Source organism: Chitinophaga sp. (assembly GCF_036569125.1).
Taxonomy (GTDB): domain Bacteria; phylum Bacteroidota; class Bacteroidia; order Chitinophagales; family Chitinophagaceae; genus Chitinophaga.
On the sequence record NZ_DATCRF010000225.1, the window covers coordinates 1 to 16,803 of the forward strand.

The following is a 16,803-nucleotide window of genomic DNA, read 5'->3' on the forward strand; positions in this document are numbered from 1 at the left end:
GTGTTGTCCGGATCCTTTTATTAAACGAACAAACAATTCCAAGTTATGAAAAATTAACCAAAATCAATTCCACCAGGCCTGCCGGTATTGTGGCGCAATACCGTTTAGCACGGCCTTAATTTCCGGATCCTTTTATTAAACCAACAAATTTTTCATGTTATGAAATCTAGCGATCGCTATTCATCGCAGGTCATTCATGTGCCTAAGCACAGGCCATGGAGGGCCAAAATACTGCTTGTCATGAGGATAACAGTAATACAGCTGGCACTGGCAGGTATGTTTGCCTGCACCGTGTATGCCAGCAAAATATCCGCACAGGATGTATTGAACAAAAGAGTAACACTTACCGTACAGCCAACACAAATTTCCGGCATTATTGAGCTGCTGCAGCAGCAAACAGGCATCCGCTTCCTGTATAGCCCGGAGGTGATCCGGACAGACCGTAAGCTGTCGTTCTCCGTAAATAATGAGAAGCTGGGCGTGCTGCTGGATAAAGTATTAAAACCAATGGACATTGGTTATAAGGTGATGGATGAGCGCATTTTGCTGTATGCGCTGGATAAGGACAAGCTCATCGCCGTTGCAGCATTCCAGGAAAAAGTGATCACCGGCACGGTCCGGGACGATCTGGGCCATCCCATACCCGGCGTAACGCTGGTGATCAAAGGCTCCGCCAATGGTACGGTTACCAATCCCGATGGCGCCTTTAGATTACGTGTAACCGGCAATAACCCAATGCTGCTGGTAAGCTTTATCGGCTATGAAACACAGGAGCTTTCTGTTGAAGGCAAAACAACGGTAGACATACAGCTGCGGCCAGCCTCCCAATCCCTGCAGGATGTAGTGGTGGTAGGCTACGGCAAGCAGGAGCGCCGTAATGTAACCGGCGCCGTATCCACCGTACGTGCAGAATCTATCAAAGACCTGCCGGTAACCAGCGTAGATCAGAAGCTGACCGGCCAGGTAGCCGGTGTGCAGGTAATGCAGGTAACGGGCACGCCTGGTGGAAGCCCGGTGGTACGCATCCGTGGCGCCGGTTCCATAGGTGCAGGCGATGATCCGCTGTACGTGATAGATGGATTTCCCATTACCACCAACTATAACAAATATTCAAACCCGCTGAGCCTTTTCAGCCCCAATGATATTGAATCCATCACGGTGCTGAAAGACGCCTCTGCAGCAGCTATCTACGGCTCCCGCGGCGCCAATGGCGTAATACTCATCACCACAAAAAAAGCAAAACCCGGTACCAGCCGCCTGGAAGTGGACCTGTATACTGGCATTCAGCAGGAGTATAAACGCAACCGTGTAAAGATGATGACGGCGCAGGAATATGCGCAGTGGCGCACAGAGCACCGGCAGGATCTGGCCGCATTTACCGGCCAGCCCTTTGATCCCGCATCTGTACCAGCGCAGTACCGTAACCCGGATTCATTAGGCGTTGGTACTAACTGGTACGATGCTATGACGCATGCCGCACCTATTCAAAGCTATAATGTTACCTGGAGCAAAGGCTCGGAAGATATCAGGGTGCTGCTGTCCGGCGGTTACTTTAACCAGCAGGGCATTGTACGCAATACCGCTTTCCAGCGCTATACCTTCCGCGCAAATATTGAAGGCAATGTGCGCAGGAATGTTACCATAGGCCTTAACTTTTCACCCACCTATAACATCCGCAACCTGCAGGAAACAGAAGGCCACTTTAACACCGCCATTCTTACACAGGGCCTGCTGAATAGTCCTGTGCCGCCCGTAAAACAGCCGGATGGCAGCTTTACGCCGGTCATAGGATCGCCGGATGCTTTTTCCAATGCCAACCCGGTGAATGTACTGGAGAATACAACCAACAAGGTGAACAGCGTACGTGCGTTAACGAATGTGTATGTGAACTGGGAAATTATTCCCGGCCTGAATTTTAAAACCACCCTGAATGTTGACTACAGTAACGATAAGCAGAACATTTACGTGCCTTCTTTTGTAGGCAGCTTCCGCAGCCCGCCCCCGCAGCCCGCAAGCGGCCAGTATAATACCGGCAGCGTATTAAGCCTGCTGAATGAAAATACACTTACCTATGACAAGCAATGGAAGCAGCACAGCTTTTCCTTACTGGCCGGCTACACTGCACAGCAGGAGCGGGGTGAGTTCGGCAACTTCACCGGCACACAATACCCGGATGATAATGTGCGCACACTAAATGCCGCAGCTGTGATCACCGGTCAAACCTCTGTACAGGAATGGCGGCAGCTCTCTTACCTGGGCCGTATTAACTATGGTTTTAAAGACCGTTACCTGGCCAGCGTGGTATTCCGTCGCGATGGTTCTTCCCGTTTTGGTGAGAACAACCGCTGGGGTAATTTCCCCTCCGCATCACTGGGATGGCGGGTATCTGAAGAGCCCTTCTTCCCGAAAACCCGTTTTATTGACGACCTGAAATTGCGCGCCAGCCATGGTTTGGCAGGCAACAATAACATTGGTAACTATACCTATTTACCCGGCGTGGTAATTGACAATGGCAGCAACTTCTTAAACAATACCAACTATGTGCTGGGCGGTGGTTTGGCCAGCGGTGTGCGTGTGAATGCCCTGGCTAACCCCGACCTGGGCTGGGAATCATCCCGGCAAACAGATGTAGGCCTTGACCTGTCACTGTTAAAAGGCCGCATTTATTTCATAGGTGAATATTACGTCCGTGATACAAAGAACATGCTGCAAACCATTGATGTGCCCAGCGTATCGGGCTTTGAAAGCGGCATTGCCAACATTGGCGAAGTACGCAACCATGGCTGGGAGTTTTCTGTAAGCACCCGCAATTTTATAAATGCCTTCCGCTGGAGCACCGACTTTAACGTAGCCTTTAACCGTAACCGCATTCAGAACCTGGGCAATAAATCACAGATCATTTCCGGTAGCGAAAGCACGAATATTTCCCGGATCGGACAGCCCATGGGCATGTTCTACGGTTATATTTTTGAAGGCATTTTCCAGAGCCAGGAAGAGGTGGATAAATCACCGCATCAAACCGGGCAGGTAGCCGGCACCGTAAAGTATAAAGATGTGAATGGAGATGGTAACATTACCAGCGCCGACAAAACCATTATGGGCAGCCCTTACCCGGATTTTACCTGGGGCCTCACGAATAAATTTAACTACGGCAATTTTGACCTGTCTATCCTCATCAACGGATCACAGGGCATTAAGGTGCTGGACCTGTACAAACGGTTCACCACTAACCTGGATGGGGTGTTTAATGTAGAGGAAGATGTAAAGAACCGCTGGCGCTCGCCACAGCAGCCGGGCAACGGGCAGCTGCCCACCACGGTGGCCAGCACACCGCTGGCGCGTGAGATCAATTCCCTGTGGGTAAAAGATGCATCGTACGTGGCGCTAAGGAACATTACCCTGGGCTACAGCTTTAAAATAAAAGCAGCCAATAATGTGCGGGTATACTTCAGCGCGCAGAATGCCTGGATCTTCTCATCCTACAGGGGTAACCCGGAAGTGAATGTGAACGGCAATAACTCCCTGGCCCCGGGCGTGAACTATACCGGCTACCCGGTACCGGCCACGTTTACACTGGGCGCAAACCTGAAGTTATAGGAATGATGGTTTTCTCAAAAACATGTAACATGAAACACACAAGATATTTATTACTCACTTGCCTGCTGCTTAGCGCCTGCGGAAAAAGCTTTTTGGATATATCGCCGGAGCAGTTCCAGAAAGAAGGCAATTATTTTAAGACCGCCGACCAGTTTGTGCAGGCCTTAAACGGCGCCTATGCCCCATTGCAGGGCTTATACACCGGCAGCCACTGGGTCATGGCGGAAATGCGTTCCGACAATACCTCTTACCAGAAGAATACCGGCGATGCTTCCGGTTTTGCACGCGAAGAGCTGGATGAGTTCCGCGAGCAGGATGATAACAGCTTTGTATACGCGTACTTTAACTATAGCTACAATGGTATTGCACGCTGTAACACCGTGCTGGACCACTTAAGCGGCGCCAATATAGACGCAACCATAAAAACGCAGATCACCGGGCAGGCCAGCTTTTTGCGGGCTTTCTATTACTTTAACCTGGTGCGCGCCTTTGGCGATATTCCACTGGTTACACATGAAGTAACCTCTACCAACGATGCCTTTAATGTGGCAGAACGTAAACCGGCAGCCGACATCTACACCCAGATCATAGCAGACGCACAAACCGCTATCGCCAATCTGCCGGATGCATGGACCAATGCCAAGGATAAAGGACGTGCAGTAAAAGCCAGCGCACAAACCCTGCTGGCGGAAGTATACCTTACACAAAAGCAGTACAATAATGCAGTGCCGCTGTTACGCGCCGTAATGCAGTCGCCCAACGGGTACACACTATTGCCGGATTATGCCAGCCTGTACACGCTGGCTAACAAGAACAGTGTGGAATCTATTTTTGAGATCCAGTATATGGAAGGCAGCTCCAATGAGTTCAGCGATTTTATGTACCAGTTTGCACCTTACAACGCCGGCAGCAGCATTACCGGTTTTGGTTTGTATACAGGTTCCGGATCGGGCTGGAACATTCCTACCCAGGATATGCTGGATGCTTATGAAGCAGGTGATAAACGTAAGGATGCATCCATCAGCCTTTCCTTTACGGATCCTAATACCAGTAAGATAGTACCTTATGTGATCAAGTATAAAACGCCGCATGCCATCCGTTACCAGACAGCCAGCAACTTCCCGGTATACCGTTTTGCAGATGTGCTGCTGATGCTGGCGGAGTGTTTGAATGAAGCCGGTTTTGCAGCTAACGGGGAAGCATATACCTTGTTGAACCAGGTGCGCCAGCGCGCAGGGCTGTTGCCCAAAACATCCGGTAATGCCAATCCGGCGCTGAATGTAAGCTCGCAGGAAGCCTTTCGCCAGGCTGTATGGCAGGAGCGGAGGGTAGAGCTGGCCTTTGAAGATCACCGTTGGTTTGACCTGCTGCGCACCGGCCAGGGCACTACCGTTATGCAGGCGCATGCTGCCAGGGAAAAGAGCCTGAAAGCTTACCTGGTGCCTGCAGCCTATACCAGCATAAAGCTTATTTATCAGTACCCGCGCAGGGAAGTGCAGCTGATGGATTAAGGAATGTAAAATGTAAAATTTTAAATGTAAAATGTAAAAGTGCGTGTAAGAAAACTCCAACTATACGCTGCACTCCACTTTTACATTTAAGATTTTACATTTGAAATTTTACATTTATTGAATAAACATGCTTATGAGATCCATAATCTTAACCGGCCTTTTATCCGGTTTGTTACTATCGCAACAGGCATTTGCACAACAACCCAATAGCAGCACCAATACACAACTTTCTGAAACGGCCTTTCAGCAGCCGCCTGCTGCTTACGGCATCCGCTGCTGGTGGTGGTGGCTGAATGGCAATGTAAGCAAACAGTCCATTACCCGCGACCTGGAAGCTATGAAGGCAAAGGGTTTCAGCGGAGCCTGCATCTTTGACGCAGGCGGGCAGGATCAGCGTGGAAATAGTAACGTGCCGGAAGGCCCCTTGTTTGGCTCACCGGCCTGGCAGGAGCTGTTCCGCTTTGCCGTACAGGAAGCGCACCGCTTGGGTTTGGTATTAAGCCTTAACATCCAAAGCGGCTGGAACCTGGGCGCACCGGATGTAAAACCACAGGAAGCCGCCAAGCGTTTAACCTGGTCGCAAACCATCATCAACGGTGGCCAAAACTACGTACAGCCCTTACCGGTACCGGCTGCGCTGGATGGTTTTTATAAGGACATTGCCGTGCTGGCCTTTCCCTACAGGGATACTACCAGCATACAACCCCTGCATAACCTGAGGCAAAAAGCAGCTTTTGATGAAGTAGGCGGCTCCGCCACGGATACCCGCTTTCTGCTGAATGAGGATACCGCCAATAATAAGCTGGTGCATGCACAGCACACCACTGTTATTAACCTTACGCAAAAAATGAACGCACAGGGTGTGCTCAGCTGGAAAGCGCCTGCCGGCAAATGGGTGATCTTAAGATTTGGGTACACCCTCAACGGTGCTGAAATTTCTACCTCCAGCGGTAAATGGCAGGGCTTAGTAATTGACTATATGAGCCGGCAGCATTTTACCCGGTACTGGAATACGCATGTACAACCGCTGCTGCAAAGCATTGGCAAGGATGCAGGCACTACGCTGCGTTATTTGCAAACAGACAGCTGGGAGCTGGGCGGCATTAACTGGACAGAAGATTTTCAGCAGGAGTTCCGCAACCGCCGTGGATATGATCTGCTCCCTTACTTACCCATAGTGGCCGGGAAGCTCATTGACAGCCGCGAGGTAAGCAACCGTTTTTTAGCAGACCTGCGCAAAACTATCAGCGATTGTATTGCCGATAATCATTACAAGGTATTCCAGGAAAAAGCAGCCGCTTATGGCATGGGCATTCAGCCGGAAAGCGCCGGCCCGCATGCTGGCCCCTTTGATGGGTTAAAGAATTTTGGACATAGTGAGATTATGATGGGCGAGTTCTGGTCGCCCTCCGCGCACCGCCCTTTGCCTGAAAGCCGCTTTTTTGTGAAACAGGCCGCCAGCGCAGCGCATATCTATAATAAGAACCTGGTAGGCGCAGAAGCCTTTACCACCATTGGCCATCACTGGGATGATATTATCTGGAAAGAAATGAAACCCAGCTTTGACCATGAGCTCTGTGCAGGCCTGAACCTCACTTTGCTGCATACCTTTACCAGCTCCCCGCCTGAAATGGGCTTGCCGGGGCAGGAATATTTTGCAGGCACACACTTCAATCCCAACATAACCTGGTGGAAATATTCAGATGCTTTCTGGAGCTACATGGCCCGCGCGCAGTACATGATGCAGCAGGGCCGTTTTGTAGCCGATGTGTTATATTATTATGGAGATCATGTACCGAATATTGCACGGTTGAAAGAAGATGATCCTGCGGGCGCTTTACCAGGATATGATTATGATGTGATCAATGAAGATCGATTAATGGCCTTACAGGTACAGCAAGGCTGGATCACGCTGCCGCATGGCATGCGTTACCGCGTGCTGGTATTGCCCAAACACCGTGTAATGTCGCTGGCTGCGCTGCAAAAAATAGATCAGCTGGTAAGCGCCGGCGCCACAGTGATAGGCCCGCGCACACAAAGAACTGTAAGCCTGGAAAAATACACTACCTCTGGCAAAACATTACAACAGCTGGTAGCGCATTTGTGGGGTGCCGACAGTACGGCCAATCAGCAGCCAGGCAGCCGGGCAGTAGGCAAGGGACGTATGGCCTGGGGCTACACTGCCGCAGAATGGCTGGCCTTACAGCAGATAGCGGCCGACTGCCATTTTGAAGCGCCGGCAACAGATACATTTGGATATATCCATCACCGTTGGAATGAAGCAGATTATTATTTCATCAGCAGCCGGAAGCAAACACCGGTAAAAGCTACCGTTAGCTTCCGGGTAAGCGGGCGCCAGCCTGAGTTCTGGGACCCGGTAAGCGGCCACACCCAGCCTGCGATGGCGTATACACAGGCAAACGGTGTTACTACGGTACCGGTATCTTTTGCGCCTTATGGCTCCTGGTTTGTAGTGTTCCGCAAACCTGTACCGGTTACGCAGCAAGGCACAGCAGCCACCAACTTCCCGGAGTTTAGGGTAACAGATACCCTGCAGGGGCCCTGGCAGCTACACTTTGATGAGCGCTGGGGAGGCCCGGCCTCCGTGGAGTTCCCGTTCCTCACCAGCTGGACGGAAAGGCCGGAACCCGGCATCCGTTACTACTCCGGCAGTGTAGTATATCATAAGGAGTTTAATTATGATCCAAAGCATCAGCGCATTTACCTGAACCTGGGCGCTGTGAAAGACGTAGGTATTGCCGGAGTGAAACTAAATGGAAAAGAGATCGGGGTATTATGGGCGCCGCCTTATCGTATAGCCCTAGACGATATACAGCCTGGTAAGAATGTGCTGGAAGTAGAAGTGATCAACAGCTGGCGTAACCGCCTGGTAGGCGATCGTGGCCAGCCTGCGGAAAAGCGGTTCACCAAAACCAATATCACCATCCGCCCGGAATGGCAGCTGCTGGAATCCGGTTTATTAGGGCCGGTGGTATTGGAAACGCAGGATCAGTAATTGAGCTGGGGGCTGCGCAGCAGCAGGTTGCGTACAATGCGCAGGGAGCGCGCCAGCTGATGTTTGACAGTAGAGGGGCTGATGCCAAGCTGTAAGGCTACTTCCTTACGGTTCATGCCGTCAAAATATGTATAGCGGAATACCTGTGCAGAGGCGGGCGGCACCTGTTCTACCACCTGCAGCACACGTTCCCAGAAATCACTGTTCTCAGCAGGCTGCAGGGGCAGCTCTGTAGCCTGCTGTAACAGCAGCTTTAATTTCTTCCGGCGCAAAGCCTCGTCCCGGAGCCGGTTCAGGCAACGGTTCTTCATGGCGCAGTGCAAAAAGCTTTTCAGGGAGATGCTTACGTTCATGAATAATTGTTTCTCCCAGCAATCCATAAAAAAATCCTGCACAATATCATGTGCTTCCGTTTCATCTTCCAGCACCGTATAGGCTATGTAAACCATCCAGCGGCGGTACTTGTCAACGAGCTGTGTAAAAGCAGTAACATCACCAGCCTTTAATTGGTTCAATAAATATTGATCATTCGGATTCATACTTCCGTAATTGGGTAAGTGGAATAATCAAATGCAGCTAAATTCCGGACAAAGTGAACAGTAGGTATATAATTGGTAACAGGAGGTTCCTTGAAGATATACGGCATACCTGCCCGGCCGGATCTTAGGCAGGCATATTTTATAATTTACTAAAATGTACTGTGGTGGCTGCTTAGGAGGGCTGGCGTATTATTTATAGCGGGAGGTGATTGTTCTGAGCTTTATAAACGCAATCCCCCCTGGGGCGGAGGGGAAAATGACAATCATTTTTTCTTCCGGGCTTGTGTTTTTTCCAGGAAATTTTCCAGCGCATCCAGTTTGCCGGTCCAGAAAATACGGTACTTTTCAGTCCACTCCGCTACCTCCTGCAGTTTTTGCAGCTCCGCATAACAATACCGTTCCCGGCCCTGTTGTTTGATCACCACCAGCCCGCATTCCGTGAGTATTTTAATATGTTTGGAAATAGCCGGCCGGCTAATGTCAAAGTTTTCTGCTACTGCATTCAGGTTAAGGGCCTGCCGGGCCAGCAAGTGTATAATTTCCCTTCTCGTTGGATCCGCGATCGCCTGGAAAACATCCCGTCTCATGATAAATGTAATTAGTCAGGGATGATAATTTTCCCCCGCCACAAAAATAATGAAACCTTTTGGTTACTGAAACATTTTTACCAGGGGGAATGAGGCTTTGCAATGCTTTGCTGTAGCGGGATTGCACTTGCGGTAACAGGGCCTGGAACGCAGGGGAGAGCCAAAAAGTACAGCGGGGGCTTTGAGGATCGCTTAAACGGCAACCAGGTATCCAATCGCAACCAGGCGTCCGGATAAATAAGGGGCTGACCATTAGCCTGGTCAGCCCCTGTTCATTTGTGGCGCATTCCGGCATCACCCGGAATGCGCCGGAGGTACTTATTATTCCCTTGTAACGTACCTCAACCTTTAAGCAATATCTGACAGCTTAACGCTGTATTAAGCAGTTTATCTTAAGTGCAGTATACCCTGCCCGTCAAAGTAATAATCTACCCCGGTCGTATTCTTCACATCATCCATAAACTCCTGGATGGGCTTATGCTTATCCACCATACCGTTAAAGTGAATATCACGTCCCTGCAGGCTGTTGTCTATAACCGCTTTAATACCCATATGGCGGTACAGGATGAGGCAGATATCTGACAGGGAGGCCTTATCAAAGAAGTGCTTACCGGCTTTCCAGCTCAGCACCGTTTTTTCATCAAAGGACTGTGTGTACAAGCTCCCGGGCGCCGTGCATACTGCTTCCATACCGGGCTTTACCACCACGGCTGCGCCATGGGTGTTCATTTTAACCGACCCGCTTACCAGCGACAGGCGCACCTGCTTTGGGTTGTAGGCATTAATATTGAACGCCGTGCCCAATACCTGTACGGTGCTGTTAGGTGTGTGTACAATAAAAGGCTGGCCGGCATCCGGGGCCACCTCAATATATGCCTCCCCGCTCAGCAGGGTAATTTCCCGGCTGCTGCCGTTAAAGCTGAAGGGGAATTGGAGGCGGGTGTCGGCATTCAGCCATACAGCGGTACCATCGGAGAGGGTAACCCTGTACGATTTGGCTACCGGCACTATCAGCGTGTGCTGCCCGCCATATACGGAAAAATTGTTTGGGCTGTTAAAGGTGAGCTGGTCTGCCGCATTGTGCAGCTGCACATCGCCCAGGCGGATGTTGGTGGTTTTGTCAGACAGCAGTACGGTTTTACTGTCCGCCAGCTGTAATACTACCTGCGGGGGTTCGGCCGCAGTAACAGCCGCTAACGGAGGCGCCGGTTTATGGTTCGTTAAAAAGTAAAGTCCCGCGGCGCTTACCAGCAGGCCTGCCAGCACAGCTGCCATGGTATATTTACCAAAGCGGTGTGTGGGGGCTGTGCGTGGCCGGGTTTTGATCACGCTTAAAAGATCGGCCCAGTCCTCATCATCCTTTAAACGTTCAAGATCTTCATGGCCAAAGGTGATTTCTATGGCGTGGAATGCTTCCTGCATGGATTCATCCTCCCGGAGCTGCGTTTCCAGGTAATGCAGGTCTTTCGTGGAGATCACGCCGGCAACCTTCTCAAACATCAGTTGCCATAGGTGTTCATTCTGTTGTTGTGTGTGTGTCAAGGCTACAATGTTGTTTCGTTGGCAGTCATACAAATTGACATGGTCGAAGTAGAAGTAATAATAGTACTACCGGTCAATAAAATGGCATATTGTTGATCTATTCCCGAAGATTTATCAGGGGTACATGTTTACCTGTATACCCTGTTTTTTGCAACGCTCTGTAAGGGTTTTGAATAGAAAAGTCCTTAACGGAACGCGAACATCCTTAAATAAGTTCTTATCCCAGCATTCTATGAAAAAGTCTTCCACCAGGGTTTTGGCTTCAGCTTCATCGGTGAGATAAGTGGTAGCTACCACCAGTAGCCATACACGATATTGACGATAGGCATCGTTCAACGCATTTGGGTCGCCCGTTCTGAGTCTGCGTAATAATTGTTTGTCATTGTGTTGCTCCACTTTTCGTTTCATACACTAGTTTTGGTTTTTCTGTTCATAACGTTGGCCCGTAGCCGGTATATGATTCCCGATGTCTACGATACAATAGCCGGAACCAGGCAACAATTCTAAGGAAGAGCATCTAACTTTCAGGGCAAGGTTCGTAATTCTTATGACAAGCAGTTGTGCCTAACTTATACCAACTAAAAGTACAGAAAATATTATTTGACCGTTGTTAACGGTGAATAATTTTTTTTGTTGATGACCAGCGCGTAACCGGTAAAAGCAGTAGGGCAGGATGCTATATAACAAACACGGTACCAGGGCGGATTGCAGGGAATAAGGATCACCGGATAAATGTATGGTGCCTGCGTTGCCGGCATCAGGAACCGGCAGATCTTTAACCGGTAAAAGCCCTGCTGTGAAAATATCGTGTAGCCCACGCTGTTATAGACCCGGGTAGTGGCCGTTGCCGGATCCGGTTCAATTTTTTTCGTATCCCGTAAATAATTTTCCCGATCCCGTAAACGCTTTAGCCGCTTAAATCGCAATTTTGCCGGGTAATCTGATAAGTGACAAAGGCATTAACAATGAGGACGCAGCTGTAAGGCAAACGTTTTTATATGTTAAATACCTATAATAAGGCGTAATGCCGCCGGCTTTACCATATGGGAACTAAGAAAAAGGATCTGAAGTACTGGATAGGGAAAATACATCTTTGGCTGGGGCTTGGCTCCGGCCTGATAGTTTTATTCCTGGGCCTTACCGGCTGTATACTGGCCTTTCAGCACGAAATTGAAAGTGTAACCACCCCTTACCGTTATATTAAAAATGAGCAGCGCCCCTTTCTGCCACCGTCTGTACTAAAGGCTGCCGCAGAAAAAGCTCTGCCCGGCAAGCATCCGCACAGCGTAAGCTTTTTCCCGAAAGGCCGGGCCGCAGAAGTAGCCTTTTATGCGGCAGACCCGGAATATTATTACATCGTATACTTTAATCCCTACAGCGGGCAGGTGTTGAAGGTAAAGGATATGAACCGCGACTTTTTCCGGATCGTGATCATGGGCCATTACTATTTATGGCTGCCGCCCGCCATTGGCCAGCCCATTGTAGCCAGCGCCACTCTTATTTTTGTGATCATGCTTATTACCGGCCTGGTGCTGTGGTGGCCTAAAAACCGGGCTGCCAGCAAACAGCGTTTTTCCGTAAAATGGAATGCCCGCTGGCGCCGGGTGAACTATGACCTGCATAATGTGCTGGGCTTTTATGTTAGCTGGGTGATCATTTTTATAGCCCTTACCGGTTTGGTGATGGGCTTTCAATGGTTTGCCAAAACCGTGTACTGGACAAGCTCCGGCGGTAAAAGCCTGGTGCAGTATTACGAGCCCTTCTCCAAAAAGAACACGGCTGCATTAGCCGCTGCCACCCCGGTTACAGACCGGCTCTGGGAAAAAATGAAAGCGGATTATCCTAAAGCACAGTTCCTGGAAATACATTACCCCGAAAGCGATACCGCCACCATTTCGGCCGTAGCCAATCCGGATATGGATACTTACTGGAAGCAGGATATTCTCTATTTTGATCAGTATACCCTGCAGGAAATACCGGTTACCCACTCCTACAACCGTTTTGCAAAAGCATCTGCTGCAGATAAGCTGGCCCGTATGAACTATGATATTCACGTAGGCGCCATTCTGGGCCTGCCCGGTAAGATCATGGCTTTCTGCGCCAGTCTTATTGCTGCCAGCCTGCCCGTTACCGGCGTTTACATCTGGTGGGGCCGCAGGCATAAGAAAAGCAAGGGCAAACCTGTAGCCGCACAACAGGTGGCAATGGCGTAACTTGCACGTGTGCCACACCTCAAAGGTGTGGCACACATAGATCCTCTCCTGCGTCCAGATTCGAACACCCCACTGCCTTAAAACCGGACACCCTTATCACCCCAATAATCACAACCACCTGGTAATCAATCTCCACCCAATCCAGCACTCCCTTTGCGGGCCTTTCTACGCTCAATCCCGGGGTTATGCTTAAAAACTATCTCAAAACCGCCTGGCGCAATATGTGGCGCAACAAGGTATTTTCCATTATCAATGTGGCTGGTTTGGCCATTGGCCTGGCCTGCTGCATGTTTATTTTACTGTATGTGCAGGATCAGTTCAGCTATGACCGGCAGCACCGGCGCGCGCAGGACCTGTACCGCCTGGGTACGGTAAGCATAAACAAGGACGGGGCCATTCCCAATGCCGTGAGCGCCGCACCCTTTGCGGCCGCCCTGCAGCAGGAGTTCCCGGAAGTAGAGCAGGCAGCCCGTTTGTTTGTACCCTATAATGAGGATAAGAGCCTGTTGCAGTATTATGAAGGCGGCGCCCTGGTGAAGTCATTTTACGAAAGCCATGGCTATATGGCCGATGCGCCTTTTTTCCGCATCTTCAACTATCATTTTACAGAAGGCGACCCCTATAATGCCCTGCAGGAGCCCAATACCGTAGTGATCTCTAAAGAAACCGCCGTAAAATTATTCGGTACCGCGCCCGCGTTGAATAAGGTCATCCGCATTAATAGCAGCAACGGCAACATTGATTACCGGATCACCGGCGTGTTCACACCCACCGGCAAATCGCATATTGACGGTACCTTTTTTATGTCGCTGCAAAGCGGGGCTATGGGCGAGTTTGCACGTAACACCACCGACTTTGCCGTAAACAATATCTTCTATACCTATCTGCGGCTTAAACCCGGCGCCCATGCAGCTGTGCTGGAAAGTAAATTCCCCGCTTTTATAGAAAAGTATGAGCGCAAATGGCTGAAAGCAGCCGGCTTCGATAAAAAACATTTCCTGCAGCCCGTAACAGCTATTCACCTGCACTCCCACCTGGATGCGGAGTTTGCCCGCAATGGCAGCATTACCTATGTGTACATGCTCATCCTGATCGCGGTGTTCATACTGGTGATCGCCTGCATTAATTTCATGAACCTTTCCACCGCCCGCAGCAGCAAACGCGCGGTGGAAGTGGGGATCCGCAAGGCTATTGGCGCCGGTAACGGCTCGCTGGTGCAGCAGTTCATAGGTGAATCGGTGCTGGCCAGTATAATTGCATTAGTGCTGGCCGTTGTTTTACTGGCTTCTCTGCTGCCCCTGTTCAATAATGTTTCCGGAAGCGCCATCACCTTAAGCGTGCTGGCCAATCCTTTGTACATTGCCGCCTTTATTATACTTACGCTGGTGGCGGGTTTACTGGCCGGCAGCTACCCGGCTTTCTACCTTTCCGCCTTTCGCCCGGTGCAGGTATTAAAGGGCCGGTTAAAGAACAGTTTTGCAGCAGTGTTTGTGCGCAAGGGGCTGGTGATCTTCCAGTTTGCCATTGCCATTTGCCTCATCCTGGCCTCCATCATAATTTTGCAGCAAATGCGGTATATGCAGCACCAGCAGCTGGGTTTCCAGCAATCGCAGCAAGTAGTGATACCCCTGAGAACGGAGCATGCCAAAAAGATGTACCAGGCCTTTAAAACAGAAGTCAAAAAAAGCAGCTTTGTGGCAGAAGCCTCCGGCTGCGACACTTACCCCGGCAAGGCCGTGCTTTCTGATAAATCTTTTTATACAGAAGGTAAATCGTCCAAAGAGGGAGTAGCCATCCGCTCTAACTGGGTGGATTATGATTATGCCGCTACTTTGCAGATTCCCCTGCTGGCCGGCCGTTTTTTCTCCAACGGATTCGCTGCAGATACCGCCGGTTTCAACAAGATCGTGTTAAATGAAAGAGCCGCCAGGGAACTGGGCTACCAGCCGGCAGATGCTGTTGGCAAACGCATTTTCTTTGACTGGCAGGGCCGCACGTACACCTATGAGATCATTGGCGTAACCAGGAACTTTCATTTTGAAGGTTTGCAGGAACCCATTAAATCTTACAGCTTTGAAATGCAGCAGGGGCAGTATAACTACCTGACGGTGCACCTCAATACAAAGCAGCTGCAAAGCGCCCTGCAGTCCCTGGCCGCTACCTGGAAAACCCTTAACAGCGAAGAGCCTTTTGAATATTACTTTTTAGACCGGCAGTTCCAGCATAATTATGAAATGGAGCGGCGTACCGGTACTATCATCACCATTTTCACCATTATGGCCGTATTTATTTCCTGCCTGGGATTGTACGGCCTGGCCCTGTTCACAGCAGAGCAAAAGGTGAAAGAGATCGGGATCCGTAAAGTGCTGGGCGCCTCTGTAAGCCAGGTAGTAACCCTGTTATCGAAAGAGTTTTTGCAGCTGGTAATTATAGCCGCGCTCATAGCCGCGCCCATTGCGGGCTGGGGCATGCAGCAATGGCTGCAGCATTTTGCCTACCGTATCAGCATCCAGTGGTGGGTGTTTGGCATAGCCGCCTTACTGGCATTATTAATTGCCTTTTTTACCATCAGCTTCCAGGCGGTAAAAGCTGCAGTGGCCAACCCGGTAAAGAGTTTAAAAACGGAATAATATAAACATATGTGTGCCACACCTCAAAGGTGTGGCACACTTGCATCCCAGTACATGGGTATGCAAGTGGTGCTTGCATTCGGTTGCAGTAAATAGATAAGCCCCCTATAAGCCCTCTATACTCCCTATGTACACTCCCTATAAGCTCCCCCTTATAAGAGACGGCTTATCTACGGCTTATTTGCAAGTATACCACACCTTTAAGACGTGCCAAACATAAATCGTCCCGGAATAAGTTTACACCTTGGATAAATAATCCTGCCTGAAGTTTACATAGCCAGGTTACGTACCTTTATCCCTATCTAAACATCAACACGTCATGAAACGGATCCTTACCGGCTGTACAGTGGCCCTCATTGCCATTGTACTTGCAGCCCCAGCCCAGGCCCAGCAAACATCAGCAGCTAAAAAGCAATTCATTACCCAGCTCATACAGCGCATGACGCTGGACGAAAAAATAGGCCAGCTTAACCTGCTCACCAGCGATATGGATGTTACCGGCCCCTTCGTTAGGCCGGGCTATAAGAAAGATATTGAAGCCGGTTTGTGTGGATCTATCTTTAACGCCTACACGCCGCAGTATACCCGCAAGCTGCAGGAAATGGCTATGGGTACCCGCCTGAAGATCCCCCTGCTATTCGGTTACGATGTGATCCATGGCCACAAGACCATTTTCCCCATTCCCCTGGGCGAAGCCTGCACCTGGGACCTTGGCCTGCTGGAAAAAAGCGCGCGTATTGCCGCACAGGAAGCCAGCGCCGACGGGCTGCACTGGACCTTCAGCCCCATGGTGGATATTGCACGCGATCCCCGCTGGGGCCGTGTAGCCGAAGGGGTAGGGGAAGATACCTGGTACGGCGTACAGGTAGCCAAAGCAAAGGTAAAGGGCTACCAGGGTACAGACCTTGCTGCCAATAATACCATACTGGCCTGTGTAAAACACTTTGCTTTATATGGCGCCGTGGAAGCCGGCCGCGATTATAATGTGGTGGATATGAGCCGCCGCCGCATGATGCAGGATTATCTACCGCCCTATAAGTCTGCAGTGGACGCGGGCGTAGCCACTGTAATGACCTCCTTTAACGAAGTGGATGGCATACCCGCTACCGGCAACAAATGGCTGATGACGGAGCTGCTGCGCAGGCAATGGGGCTTTAAAGGTTTTGTG

At 50.3% G+C, this 16,803-nt stretch carries 10 protein-coding genes; 6 read left to right on the top strand and 4 right to left on the bottom strand.

Annotated elements, in window-relative coordinates:
• Positions 1-240: 240 nt before the first annotated feature.
• From VIM87_RS07970 to VIM87_RS07980, 3 genes are all read left to right on the top strand, one after another.
• Positions 241-3,597 carry a TonB-dependent receptor gene (locus VIM87_RS07970; protein ID WP_331996470.1) on the top strand — a complete coding sequence of 1,119 codons (3,357 nt, stop codon included), beginning with the start codon at positions 241-243 and terminating at the stop codon, positions 3,595-3,597.
• A gap of 29 nt (positions 3,598-3,626) precedes the next feature.
• On the top strand, positions 3,627-5,108 hold the full coding sequence (locus VIM87_RS07975) for a RagB/SusD family nutrient uptake outer membrane protein (RefSeq protein WP_331996471.1): 1,482 nt from the start codon (positions 3,627-3,629) through the stop codon (positions 5,106-5,108).
• 133 nt (positions 5,109-5,241) lie between these two features.
• On the top strand, positions 5,242-8,124 hold the full coding sequence (locus tag VIM87_RS07980) for a glycosyl hydrolase (RefSeq protein ID WP_331996472.1): 2,883 nt from the start codon (positions 5,242-5,244) through the stop codon (positions 8,122-8,124).
• Here VIM87_RS07980 and VIM87_RS07985 read toward each other — a convergent pair.
• The 4 genes from VIM87_RS07985 to VIM87_RS08000 all read right to left on the bottom strand — a co-directional run bounded on the left by VIM87_RS07985 (position 8,118) and on the right by VIM87_RS08000 (position 11,200).
• Entirely contained in the window at positions 8,118-8,663 is a 546-nt protein-coding gene (locus VIM87_RS07985; RefSeq protein WP_331996473.1) for an RNA polymerase sigma factor, read from the bottom strand. The two genes, VIM87_RS07980 and VIM87_RS07985, sit on opposite strands and share 7 nt — an antisense overlap.
• A gap of 263 nt (positions 8,664-8,926) precedes the next feature.
• Positions 8,927-9,250, bottom strand: a complete 324-nt coding sequence (locus tag VIM87_RS07990) for a metalloregulator ArsR/SmtB family transcription factor (RefSeq protein WP_331996474.1) — start codon at positions 9,248-9,250, stop codon at positions 8,927-8,929.
• A 387-nt stretch (positions 9,251-9,637) separates the two neighbouring features.
• A complete protein-coding gene (locus tag VIM87_RS07995; protein WP_331996475.1) occupies positions 9,638-10,750 on the bottom strand; it encodes a FecR family protein in 1,113 nt (370 codons plus the stop codon).
• 156 nt (positions 10,751-10,906) lie between these two features.
• The gene (locus VIM87_RS08000) at positions 10,907-11,200 is read right to left on the bottom strand and encodes an RNA polymerase sigma factor (protein ID WP_217604956.1); all 294 of its coding nucleotides are present in this window, start codon (positions 11,198-11,200) and stop codon (positions 10,907-10,909) included.
• A gap of 635 nt (positions 11,201-11,835) precedes the next feature.
• Here VIM87_RS08000 and VIM87_RS08005 point away from each other — a divergent pair.
• The 3 genes from VIM87_RS08005 to VIM87_RS08015 all read left to right on the top strand — a co-directional run.
• A complete protein-coding gene (locus VIM87_RS08005) occupies positions 11,836-13,005 on the top strand; it encodes a PepSY-associated TM helix domain-containing protein (RefSeq protein ID WP_331996476.1) in 1,170 nt (389 codons plus the stop codon).
• Between the two features lie 185 nt (positions 13,006-13,190).
• Positions 13,191-15,635, top strand: a complete 2,445-nt coding sequence (locus VIM87_RS08010) for an ABC transporter permease (protein ID WP_331996477.1) — start codon at positions 13,191-13,193, stop codon at positions 15,633-15,635.
• Between the two features lie 319 nt (positions 15,636-15,954).
• Positions 15,955-16,803 (top strand): glycoside hydrolase family 3 N-terminal domain-containing protein (locus VIM87_RS08015; RefSeq protein ID WP_331996478.1); only part of this gene is annotated, 849 nt, incomplete at its 3' end.

Bases quoted from the DNA above. Each gene is read 5' to 3' on its own strand.
- VIM87_RS08000 (WP_217604956.1), bottom strand. From the start codon at position 11,200: ATGAAACGAAAAGTGGAGCAACACAATGACAAACAATTATTACGCAGA.
- VIM87_RS07985 (WP_331996473.1), bottom strand. From the start codon at position 8,663: ATGAATCCGAATGATCAATATTTATTGAACCAATTAAAGGCTGGTGAT.
- VIM87_RS07970 (WP_331996470.1), top strand. From the start codon at position 241: ATGAGGATAACAGTAATACAGCTGGCACTGGCAGGTATGTTTGCCTGC.
- VIM87_RS07995 (WP_331996475.1), bottom strand. From the start codon at position 10,750: ATGTTTGAGAAGGTTGCCGGCGTGATCTCCACGAAAGACCTGCATTAC.
- VIM87_RS07975 (WP_331996471.1), top strand. From the start codon at position 3,627: ATGAAACACACAAGATATTTATTACTCACTTGCCTGCTGCTTAGCGCC.
- VIM87_RS07980 (WP_331996472.1), top strand. From the start codon at position 5,242: ATGAGATCCATAATCTTAACCGGCCTTTTATCCGGTTTGTTACTATCG.
- VIM87_RS08010 (WP_331996477.1), top strand. From the start codon at position 13,191: ATGCTTAAAAACTATCTCAAAACCGCCTGGCGCAATATGTGGCGCAAC.
- VIM87_RS08005 (WP_331996476.1), top strand. From the start codon at position 11,836: ATGGGAACTAAGAAAAAGGATCTGAAGTACTGGATAGGGAAAATACAT.
- VIM87_RS07990 (WP_331996474.1), bottom strand. From the start codon at position 9,250: ATGAGACGGGATGTTTTCCAGGCGATCGCGGATCCAACGAGAAGGGAA.